This window comes from Psychrobacter sp. CX21, from assembly GCF_057396255.1.
Window position 1 is genome coordinate 1 of the sequence record NZ_JBXYJG010000039.1, and the last position, 5,725, is coordinate 5,725.

Sequence of the window (5,725 nt, forward strand, 5' to 3'; positions counted from 1 at the left end):
AAATACAGGTAGAGGGCTTTATCTTTGCGTCGAGCTCTTTGGCTATAGCGGGATCACTAGCTCACTCTACCTGCTACCATAGCTAAGGTTAACACTTATCTATGGCTTTTTTAACATACAAGCAGGAATAGCTGCTTATAAAACCACTTCTACCATTCTACGTTTATTCACCTTTAGGCAGCCCCATTATGGAAAAACCCTCATTTTATAGTAAACTTTGGCGCTTTAATGCGGTTGTGATTGCCCTAGCTGGTACAGGTGCACTATTAATGGTAATTATCGGCTTGATTGCGTTAGCAATAGATATTTTCGGCGATATGACGCGTGGTATTTCAAGACAGAACATGGTTAACGTTGAGGACAGTATTGAGATTAATGAGGACTTGTTTTACGGCGATCCGTCCGTGGTAACAGGCACGAGCTTTATGAAAGTTCCGCTTAATACAAGTCAGTCTTATGAGCGAGGCGGCAGCTCTTATGGCAGTAAAGAAACCATTTCAACACGTAATTTTCTGTTTTATAATTTACAGACACAGGCGCATCGTTGGTTGATTAACCAAAACCACTATTTGATGAAGTCAAACCCGTTACGCGCTGAGCAAGCCTCGGAATTTAGACAAGTTGGCGAATCAGAAACGGCTGTTAACGCTTATGCCTATCAGGTAGTCAAGGCGGATACCAATGGCGATAAAAGGCTCACCTTTAATGATGACATTACCTATGCGCTATCGAAACCTGATGGGTCGGGATATGTCGAGTTGATTGAGGATATTTATCAGGTTTTAGACACTGAATATATAGGCGATAATACTTATGCGGTGGTGTATCGCAAGACGGATGACCTGTTTGTTGCGACGATTGATGTTAATCAGCTTGCATTAATTAGCAATGCGGCGTTACCAGCGTATTAGGGTTAACCGTCTATTCGGGTTTTTGCACACCTTCGTACTTCTTCACACGGCGACATTTATCTGAGCAATACACCATACTGTCCCAGTTTTTATCAAGCTTTTTAGACCAGCTAAACTCACGCTGGCAGACAGGGCATTCTTTTAAGCGGGCGTTCTTTTTCTTATGAGCCATAATTTTATCTTAAACAGTCTTGTCTTGAATTAAGGGTTGGGTTGCAAGATGTATGGATATAGAAGCTGGGTTTGCACCGTTGCTTGCAATGTTGTTTTTAGTCTGAGGCTTGGTCATCTCCTATCCTTATATCTTTAATACGTTTATTTACGCCGCTATATGTTTATTTTGCCACACCTCACAGACCATTAAAAAACAACATCTGATACAACGCCTCAATGGTATCGATTTTAGTAAACTGCCCTTTGTTCACAGTACGAATATTAGGCCGCTCGTTCTTGATGCCCTCGCTATTTGCTTTAACATGTTTGGCAATTTTAGCATCGTCTAAGCCCAGTAACGGCTTGCCCGCCTCATTTCCCAAAAAGTAAAACGAAGTAAACTCGAGTGTGTCTTCATCAAATACAATCCACACGACGCATCCTGACGGTTTGGTGGCGAGCTTGGTGTGTATCTTTTGGCGAGACGTTCTACCGCCAAACTTTGAGGCTTTAAGCTGAATATGGCGCATAACGTTGTTGTTCTCTAGCACGATGTCACAGCCTGCGTTGTCCACTTCTGGTTTTAGCACCTCTAGCGCACAATCGCCTTGCTGCCAAGAGAGTTTAAGCATCTCACTGACAAAGACGTGCTCGATAAGCTTTTCTCGGAAGCTGGAATGAATGAAATGTTTGCTCATAATAGTTATCACCATTTCTTTTTTTAGTATTAGGCTTCACAATCTATTAAATAAAGGGTTAATACCCTTTCGCAACTAATGCCTTAACCTTGGCGCATCCGTCTTCATAGTGTTGAATATCACACGTTTTTTGATACATCGCTTTGGCTAGCTTATAATCTTGCTGTAGACCAATACCCTGCTCGTACATCTCACCGAGTCTATACATTGCTTCAAGATACTCATCATCAGCGGCTTTTTGATAATAGCGAATAGCCGTCTCATAGTTTTGCGGCACGCCCAACCCTTGATCAAATAACTCACCTAATTTATATTGAGCACCGACAAAACCTATCGTGTCTGATTTTTCAAACCAGTCAATGGCATGGTCATAATTTTGGGCGACCCCTTTACCCTTTAAATACATCAAACCAAGGTTGTATAAAGAGATGCCTTCGTTTTGCATAGCCGCTTTGTAGTACCACTCCCTTGCCTTACTATAGTCCTGAGGAACGCCCTTCCCTTCTTCATACATTACACCAAGAAAATGTTGCGCACCTGCATCGCCTTGATCGGCAGCTTTGTTCAGCCAGTTTAGCGCTTTGGCGTAATCTTGCTCGACCCCACTGCCCGATTCGTACATCATACCAAGCGCAAATTGCATACCCACATCGCCTTCATTGGCAAGCTTTGTAAAGGTGGCGATACCTGTATCAATATCGGTGGGGGTGTCTGAATGGAATATTTGCTGGGTCGCCACGTGCTGTTGAACAAGGACGGGATCCTTCTCAGCATATTTTTGTATTGATGCGTATACTTCGTTCTGCTCCGTTTCACCGTTTTGGCCCTGTAGAGTAAACATGCCAAAGGCGTCTGACAGTTCAGCCGTTCTATCGCTTATTATAAAACAGTCGCAGTCTTCATAAGCCTTGTAGGCCACGCCCGACAAGGAAAAAATTACCAGTACAATTAAGAAAAACGATTGAGCGTTAATGTTTGCCTTTTGGCTAATCGTTTTTAAGGGACTGGTATTTAAATCGCTAGCAACCTGACCTTTGATAGACCGGCGACTCAATAGTGACTTGGGTAGTAGGTTAGAAAATGACTTAGATCGCGATTTAGATACCGATTTAGATAGTTGCTTTGATAGCGGCCGAGATAAAGAATGAGACCATGGTTTATAGGATGCTTTCTTTTTGAAATCAGAGAGGGTCTTTTTTTTATAGTTAAACGTTTTAGCCTTTCTTTTATATAACTTCTTATTCGATTTGATGTTTGATGAGGTTTTTTTAAAGGGCATGCTTTATCTCTGGTTATGGGGCTATTTAGACCTATTAAGCGAGAAGATTTTATTGAGTTACTGAATAAAAACTGAACTATCGCGAAGTATGCAAACGTTGTATTTATGACAAACGAGATCTGCTTAAAACCATTTTAGGCATTTTAGGATAGTTACTTTATTGTTTAGCTATAGCTTAACAAATATATCTACTGAGTATTTAAATTATAAGCTAACCTTCACTTTGTATATAACTAAATTTTATGACTCAGATTTTAAAAATATGATAATTTTATCTATCTTTAACGAGATGATTAAAATAATGACTGATACTTTGAAAGGAGTCGATTTTGAGTAAAATTGCCGCAGCCTCTCAGTGGATTGGTAAAACCTTCGCGATTTGGGCACTGGTTAGTGCTGTTTTAGGTTTTATATTCCCTGAGTTTTTTGCATCATTAGCCAAATTCATAGTGCCAATTTTGGGCATAATTATGTTTGGGATGGGAACGACGCTTAAGACAGATGACTTTGTTGAGATAGTTAAACGTCCTAAGCTGGTATTGGTTGGCTTATTGGCTCAGTTTACTTTAATGCCTTTAATCGCATATCTATTAACCGTCGCTTTTAATCTCGACCCTTTAATTGCTGTTGGTGTAATACTAGTCGGTTGTTGTCCAGGGGGAACATCGAGCAATGTCATTACCTTTTTGGCGAAGGGCGATGTGGCTTTAAGCGTCTCCATTACCTCCATCTCTACTCTGCTTGCACCAATACTAACCCCTATTCTACTTAAAATCTTTGCTGGACAATTGATCGAAATTGAACTTGCTAACATGATGATGTCTATTACTAAGATGGTTATTATTCCTATAATACTGGGGTTATTATTTCATAAGTTACTGGGTAGCAAGGCTGAAATGGCTAATGATATTTTGCCGACAGTGTCAGTCGTCGGTATTGCAATAATTATTGCAGCAGTAGTAGCGGTGTCTAGAGATACTATCTTAACCAGCGGCGTTTTGGTCTTTATTGTAGTGGCACTGCATAATTGTATTGGTTACGCATTAGGCTATTTGATCGCACGCATCAGTGGCTTTAGCGAAGCGCAAAGACGCGCTATTTTGGTAGAAGTGGGTATGCAAAACTCTGGACTTGGCGCGGCACTGGCAGCTACTTATTTTAGTCCTGCAGCTAGCCTACCAAGTGCGCTATTTAGCGTTTGGCATAACTTTAGTGGTGCGCTAGTGGCGAACTTCTTTGTGCGCAAAGATAGAGGCAAGGATTGATTGGCTAGTATTTTATGGTCATTAAGCGTTTAAGTTGTCGCATATTCTGAACCATTGTTTTATATGAATTGGAGCGCACGGCGCACCCTACGGGAAATCATACTCGATGAATTCTTAACTTAAGAAAAGCTTATACGACGCTCTTTGTAGCTAAATCATTATAGCCTGATGTTAGGCTAGTTTATGTAGATACCATCTTAAAAAATAAATATCAAGCAGAAATAAATTCAACTTTTGCCTGATAAGGAGATTGATGTTTCAATACACCATAGCAGATATGCACAAGCTTACGCATAGCAGCGCAAATCGCCTGCATCTTGCACTTACCATTGGCTAACAGCCTCTCGTACTGTGCCTTAATATCAGGATTCCATTTAGTGGATACCACTGCAGCCATATACAGTTTAGCTCTAATAGCACTTGAACCATTCTTAGCTAAACGTGATTTGCCTTTAAACTGTCCTGACTCAATATGTCTAGGAACAAGACCAATAAAGGCTGCAACCTGTGACGCTTTAGTAAACTGCTTATTGTGCATCAGCGATAGCATCTGTCTTGATGTGGCAGGGCCTACACCTTTGATAGTTTGTAGTAGCTCTTGGTCATGCTTTAACTTAGGATGTTTATCGATATGATCATCAATATCATCGTTAAGCTTTGCAATAGCAACTTCTAAAGCATCAATCATAGTGCCAATGGATTGCTTCACAATAGGCGCAGTATCAGTAGCATATGCTTTTTCTTGACGGTTAAGCTCACGTTGCAAGTCTTGCTGTAGTGCATCTAAACGAGTCAATAATGACTTTAATTGTCTTGCTTCTACTGGTGGCGGTGTCCACTGTTCTGGCTTAGCACTATTAGCATAACGAGCCAGTAAGACGCTATCCTTTTTGTCAGTTTTATTGCGACTACCAAGAGAGTTTGCATAGCTTCTGACATAGGCTGGATTTACGATACTTAGAGCAATACCTTTATCATGTAGAAAATAAGCCACATTCTCATGATAGACACCTGTTGCTTCAAGGGTTACGTGTATATCACTTAAATTATCGCTGACGTTTGTTTTTAGCCAGTTGATAAGATTATCAAAGTCGTCTTTGTTGTTTTTAAATACTTTGGTTTTAACCTTTAGCTTGTCTGCATCTTTAAGCCATGCAACATCAAGCTTTGCTTTACTAACATCGATACCAATATAATGAGTCATCTTGTCATCTTCCCTTGTTCATGCAGTGTCACTCGTATTGAGGCACTTGGATACCATTCAGAGTATTAAGATGATAAAAATGAGCATTGGGCATTATCTACGCTACAGTGTCTAGGCACTAAGGGTGCGCTCATGCTCTCAATGCTCGTGATTAACCGCTTTAGTTTATCAACTCTCGTTGATTGCGTTAAGGGGTCAGTCAAGATACAAGGGTG

6 protein-coding genes are annotated in these 5,725 nt (G+C 40.6%); 2 read left to right on the forward strand and 4 right to left on the reverse strand.

Annotated features, from left to right (window positions below):
- Positions 1-188 precede the first annotated feature (188 nt).
- Complete coding sequence (locus AC2SLP_RS11875) at positions 189-911, forward strand: hypothetical protein (protein ID WP_486536839.1); 723 nt, start codon at positions 189-191, stop codon at positions 909-911.
- A 10-nt stretch (positions 912-921) separates the two neighbouring features.
- Here AC2SLP_RS11875 and AC2SLP_RS11880 read toward each other — a convergent pair whose 3' ends face one another.
- From AC2SLP_RS11880 to AC2SLP_RS11890, 3 genes are all read right to left on the reverse strand, one after another.
- The gene (locus tag AC2SLP_RS11880) at positions 922-1,083 is read right to left on the reverse strand and encodes a DUF2256 domain-containing protein (RefSeq protein WP_486536840.1); all 162 of its coding nucleotides are present in this window, start codon (positions 1,081-1,083) and stop codon (positions 922-924) included.
- 178 nt (positions 1,084-1,261) lie between these two features.
- Positions 1,262-1,762 carry a hypothetical protein gene (locus AC2SLP_RS11885; protein ID WP_486536841.1) on the reverse strand — a complete coding sequence of 167 codons (501 nt, stop codon included), beginning with the start codon at positions 1,760-1,762 and terminating at the stop codon, positions 1,262-1,264.
- Between the two features lie 58 nt (positions 1,763-1,820).
- Complete coding sequence (locus AC2SLP_RS11890) at positions 1,821-3,041, reverse strand: tetratricopeptide repeat protein (RefSeq protein WP_486536842.1); 1,221 nt, start codon at positions 3,039-3,041, stop codon at positions 1,821-1,823.
- Positions 3,042-3,370: 329 nt separating this feature from the next.
- On the opposite strand from AC2SLP_RS11890, the gene AC2SLP_RS11895 reads away from it, so the two are divergent.
- On the forward strand, positions 3,371-4,306 hold the full coding sequence (locus AC2SLP_RS11895; protein WP_486536843.1) for a bile acid:sodium symporter family protein: 936 nt from the start codon (positions 3,371-3,373) through the stop codon (positions 4,304-4,306).
- Between the two features lie 211 nt (positions 4,307-4,517).
- Here the strand turns inward: AC2SLP_RS11895 and AC2SLP_RS11900 are convergent, their stop codons facing one another.
- Positions 4,518-5,510 carry an IS110 family RNA-guided transposase gene (locus tag AC2SLP_RS11900; RefSeq protein ID WP_486535649.1) on the reverse strand — a complete coding sequence of 331 codons (993 nt, stop codon included), beginning with the start codon at positions 5,508-5,510 and terminating at the stop codon, positions 4,518-4,520.
- Positions 5,511-5,725 lie beyond the last annotated feature (215 nt).

What these genes read in the sequence shown, in the direction of transcription:
- AC2SLP_RS11875 (WP_486536839.1), top strand. Translation starts at nt 189, where the DNA reads ATGGAAAAACCCTCATTTTATAGTAAACTTTGGCGCTTTAATGCGGTT.
- AC2SLP_RS11880 (WP_486536840.1), bottom strand. Translation starts at nt 1,083, where the DNA reads ATGGCTCATAAGAAAAAGAACGCCCGCTTAAAAGAATGCCCTGTCTGC.
- AC2SLP_RS11885 (WP_486536841.1), bottom strand. Translation starts at nt 1,762, where the DNA reads ATGAGCAAACATTTCATTCATTCCAGCTTCCGAGAAAAGCTTATCGAG.
- AC2SLP_RS11890 (WP_486536842.1), bottom strand. Translation starts at nt 3,041, where the DNA reads ATGCCCTTTAAAAAAACCTCATCAAACATCAAATCGAATAAGAAGTTA.
- AC2SLP_RS11900 (WP_486535649.1), bottom strand. Translation starts at nt 5,510, where the DNA reads ATGACTCATTATATTGGTATCGATGTTAGTAAAGCAAAGCTTGATGTT.